5 protein-coding genes are annotated in these 4,637 nt (G+C 46.8%); all 5 read left to right on the top strand.

Annotated elements, in window-relative coordinates:
* Positions 1–254, top strand: a 254-nt coding sequence (locus B3K91_RS02770; protein WP_292593964.1) for a hypothetical protein, incomplete at its 5' end; no start/stop codon positions are given.
* 250 nt (positions 255–504) lie between these two features.
* Positions 505–1,539, top strand: coding sequence for an L-Ala-D/L-Glu epimerase (locus B3K91_RS02765; protein WP_292590790.1), 1,035 nt, complete (start codon positions 505–507; stop codon positions 1,537–1,539).
* 40 nt (positions 1,540–1,579) lie between these two features.
* Positions 1,580–3,151, top strand: coding sequence for an ABC transporter substrate-binding protein (locus B3K91_RS02760; protein WP_292590791.1), 1,572 nt, complete (start codon positions 1,580–1,582; stop codon positions 3,149–3,151).
* 75 nt (positions 3,152–3,226) lie between these two features.
* On the top strand, positions 3,227–4,237 hold the full coding sequence (locus B3K91_RS02755; RefSeq protein WP_292590792.1) for an ABC transporter permease: 1,011 nt from the start codon (positions 3,227–3,229) through the stop codon (positions 4,235–4,237).
* Positions 4,238–4,242: 5 nt separating this feature from the next.
* Positions 4,243–4,637: ABC transporter permease (locus tag B3K91_RS02750; RefSeq protein ID WP_414674580.1), on the top strand; the 395-nt coding region annotated here is incomplete at its 3' end.

The raw sequence follows: 4,637 nt of genomic DNA, 5'->3' as shown, positions 1-4,637 counted from the left end.
CGTTCACCGAAAAGGCCGCTGCACGCTTAAAAGCGGAGAACCCGCTGATCGCTGCTAAAGACAACGTTGAACCATCAAAAGCTTCCCCGCGAAGCGGGCATTGCGACCTGGGCCGTTCTTGCCCAGCCCTGCGTCTGATGTTTTACTCCAGCATCACCTCCTCGCGCCAGCGAACCTCACTTCCTGCCGAAGGCGGCAATGCGTCTTGTCTATGCGATTGTTTTGCCACGACAACGCTCTTTCTCGTTTTTTGAACTAACCATGTCAGGTTAGCCGTCAAATATCACGACATAGATGGAAGCGTATGGTGCAGAATTATTGACTAAATCACACAAGCCTTAATTTGATTTTTTGCAGACGTTACCCGAAGTATGATATAACTAATTATCAGAAAGTCGAGTCTATTAATCCATTTTGATGAAGTAGTGATTTAAGGTATTATTGTATAGATGTTTTCTATACTTTTTGGTAGTGGATAGTACTTTCATATTTGGGGAGGAAAGGATGAAGATCAAGGACTTACGCTTCACCGAAAAGAAATGGGACTTTGTAAAACCTTTTCACATCGCAAACAACGTTTCCAGCTCCAAAGTTAATATTGAAGTTGAATTAGTTCTGTCGGACGGAACGATCGGTCTGGGCGAATCTTCTTCGTCTTTCAGAGTTAATGGAGAGAGCGGAGCCGCCATTTTTCAGCTCCAGAAAGAAATTCTCGAGATGATAAAGGATCTCGACGTCCGAGACTACAGAAGGATTTTCGCAAAGCTCGACTCATATTCTAGAACGGCGCCAAGTTTGAAAGCCGCCATTCAGTTCGCCACTCTTCACGCCTTTTCCAGATTGATCTCTACACCTGTCTATCAGATTCTTGGGGGGATGAAGGATTACGTCGAGACCGACAAGACGGTCAGCATAAGCAGTCTGGAAGAGACGGTCCATGACGCTAAGGAGATCTTCGAAGCGGGGCATAAAGTTATCAAGATGAAGGTCGGCGAAGATGTTAAGAGCGACATTGCCAGGGTACTGGCAGTCAACGATGTGATCAAGGGTGTCAGGTATGTGATAGATGCAAACACAGGCTATACACCCAAAGAAGCTTTGAGATTCATAGATGCCATGTACAGAAGCGACGTGCCCGTGGGGATATTCGAACAACCAGTGCCTGCCGAAGATTTCGAAGGACTGAGAATAATTAGGCAGGGCTCTATGTATCCTGTTGGCGCAGATGAAAGCGCAAAGACAAAGTATGACGTTATGAGACTCATAAAGGAAGGCGCAGTCGATTACGTCAATATCAAACTCATGAAGTCGGGACTCTCAGACGCTCTTGCGATTGTAGAGATGTGTAACAGCGCGGGTATAGGTCTTATGATTGGGTGCATGAGCGAGTCTGGAATTGGAGTCTCCCAGAGCGTCCATTTCGCCGCTGGAACCGGCGCATTCACGTATCACGATTTGGATTCTCATTTATTGCTTAAGAATGTCGATCCTGTCGGATTCAGACAGGAGAAAGATAGACAGTATCCTATTTTGTTCTAATTTTGTCATCACCCTGTACGTGGGAAAAGGAGGTGCAAGAATGAAGCGAAGCTTCATACTGATTTCACTAATGGTACTTCTTGTTGCAGCCATGGGATTTGCTGCGACTCCAAAAGACACTCTTGTAATAGGCGCAAACACCGGTATTTTTATTACCATGGATCCGGCCGTTGCCTATGAGGTCTTTCCGAACAAAATCGTCGCTGCCATCTATGCTCAGTTAGTCAAGCTAGAGGCAATTGACGGCGTCATCGTTCCAGTCCCAGACATTGCCGAGAGCTGGGAGATTTCCGATGATGGACTTACCTACACCTTTAATATCAGGAAGGGAGTCAAATTCTCCAACGGTGATGCCCTAACAGCCGAGGATGTTCTCTTCTCTCTGAAGAGACCAGTTGTTCTCGAGTCTGTTTCTGCGTGGTTCTTGGTCGATATTTTCGGGATAAACAAGGACAACGTCGATGAGAAGATAAAGCAGATCGACGATTACACTGTGTCCATAACCTTGAACGCCCCCTATGCAGAAAACATCACACTCGGGATTCTATCCAACATGTTCACAGGTATCGTCAACAAAGACGTAGTCCTTGAACACGAAGTAGATGGAGACCTTGGTGGCGCATGGCTTACAGATCACTCCGCAGGCGCCGGTCCATACGTTCTCGTTCAGTGGGAGAGAAACAACGTTATCCTTCTTGAAGCCAATCCGAATTACTACGGCGAACAGCCCCCTCTGAAGAGAATCATGATTAGAGACATCCCCGAAGCATCTAACCAGAGACTTCTTCTTGAAAAAGGAGACATCGATGTTGCCTGGGATCTTACGCCACAGCTGCTTGAAGAGGCCAAGAGAAATCCCGACATAGTTGAAGTCAAGGTTCCGGGACATTCAAACGAGTATCTCGCGATGAATGCTACCTGGGGACCCCTTGCGAACCCCAAGGTAAGAGAAGCCGTAAGGTTCTCGATCAATTACGAAGAGATCGTCGAAGACATTATGCTCAATAACGCTCTCCTAGTACAGGGTTTCATAAACAAGGGCTACTTCGGCTATGTGGAAGAAAACCCATTCTACCAGGATATCGAAAAAGCTAAGGCTCTTCTCGCCGAAGCAGGATACCCTAATGGATTCGAAGTTGAGCTTCTAACCAGCAATACTGACACGAGAAAGGCAGAGGCCGAGAAGATCCAGGCAGACCTGGCGCTTTCAGGAATAAAGGCCAATATAGTAATAATGCAGTCTTCTCAGATGTACGCCAAGTATCGTGCACAGGGTCATCAGATGATCATTGCCGGCTGGGGTAATGACTATCCCGATCCGGACAACCTTGCAATGGCTCATGCAAGCTACAGGGCAAATCAGCTAGCGTGGAGAAATGCATGGTTCGACGATTATGCAGCGACACTTTGTGAATGGGGTCAGATAGAGCCCAATCCAGACAAGCGTGAACAAATTTACAAGGATCTTACAGAATACTGGTTCCACAATGGACCTTTTGCGATGCTATACCAGACTGTAGAGTTCTGGGGAATTCGCAAAGAAGTCAAGAACTTCGAAGAAGCGGCTTTCGGTTACGGAATGCTGTTCGACTTCACAAAGGTTTCTAAGTAATGTGTCCCCCGCCCCGTTCTCTTGAACGGGGCGTATTCTTTCTGAAAAATCAGATATTGATGCGGGGGTAATTCTATGAACTTCGGACAATTCTTACTCAGAAGACTATTCTTGATGGTCATAGTGCTTTTCGGTGTCGCCTGCATTGTCTTCTTTATAGCAAATGTAATACCCGCCGACCCAGTTGGGGCTATTCTCGGGGGAAACGCACCGCCTGAGGCTGTTGATAGATTGAAGGCGAAGCTTGGATATGACCAACCACTTGCAATTAGATTCGTCAACTTCATTACCGGCGCGGTTAGAGGTGATTTCGGCGTTTCTTTGAAGACCTCGAATCCCGTCATGAAAGATATAATGAACTACTTCCCTGCCACGATGGAGCTTGCCTTAGTTGCGATAATCATCTCTATCTTTTTAGGTATTACTCTTGGAATATTGTCGGCCGTTCACCGTAACAAAGCTATAGACCAGTTTTCGAGAGTCTTTTCGATACTGGGTGTCTCTATGCCGGTATTCTGGATAGGACTTCTACTGCTGCTTGTCTTCTACTTCAAGCTGGGATGGCTTCCCGGAAGCGGAAGGCTAGGCTTTTTCACCAACCCGCCTCCGAGAGTTACGGGAATGTACCTGATAGACTCGATTATCGCCGGTCAGTGGGGCACTTTCAAGGAAGCCTTGATGCACATTCTTCTTCCTGCTTTTGTTCTGGGCTATAACGCTACGGCATCCATCGCAAGGATTACGAGAGCCAGTATGCTCGACGTACTGCGACAGGACTACATAAGAACTGCAAAATCAAAGGGTTTGAGAAAGAACATCGTAATTTACCGCCACGCGCTGAGGAATTCTCTGATACCAACCGTTACGATAATCGGGCTCGTCTTTGGAGGCTTGTTGGAGGGAGCCGTTCTTACAGAAACGGTCTTTTCTTGGCCAGGTCTCGGAAGATACATTACCACCGGAATGCTCTTCCTTGACTATCCTGCAATAATGGGTGGTACTTTGTATATAGCATTTATTTACTCGATTGCGAATCTCATTGTAGATATTCTCTACGCTCTTCTCGATCCAAGGATGAGGATGTGATCTAGATGGAAAAGACAGTAAAAGTATCTAAACCATTCATGGATGATTTAAAGCATACAGTCTTTCTCTGGAGAAAGAGCCGCCTCACGATGATCGGATCGGCGATAATCCTGATATTCCTGCTCATGGCCGCCTTCGCGCCTCTGATCGCGCCATTCGATCCGGTCCAGCAAAATCTACAGAACAAGCTCCAGGCTCCCAGCTGGCAGCATCTCTTCGGAACAGATCAGTTCGGTAGGGACATCTTCAGCAGGGTAATTATCGGATCGAGAATCGCTCTGTGGATCATATTCCTGGTTTCGGTGATCAGCGGATCGATCGGTATCATAGTGGGTGTCACGGCAGGCTACTTTGGAGGGATTGTTGACGAAGTTCTCATGAGGATAACCGACATGTTCCT

The sequence above is a fragment of the Mesotoga sp. UBA5847 genome (genome assembly GCF_002432735.1).
Lineage (GTDB): Bacteria > Thermotogota > Thermotogae > Petrotogales > Kosmotogaceae > Mesotoga.
Note: the sequence above shows the minus strand (reverse complement) of the source record. Positions and strands in the feature narration are given on the sequence as shown.

Bases quoted from the DNA above. Each gene is read 5' to 3' on its own strand.
- B3K91_RS02765 (WP_292590790.1), top strand. From the start codon at position 505: ATGAAGATCAAGGACTTACGCTTCACCGAAAAGAAATGGGACTTTGTA.
- B3K91_RS02760 (WP_292590791.1), top strand. From the start codon at position 1,580: ATGAAGCGAAGCTTCATACTGATTTCACTAATGGTACTTCTTGTTGCA.
- B3K91_RS02755 (WP_292590792.1), top strand. From the start codon at position 3,227: ATGAACTTCGGACAATTCTTACTCAGAAGACTATTCTTGATGGTCATA.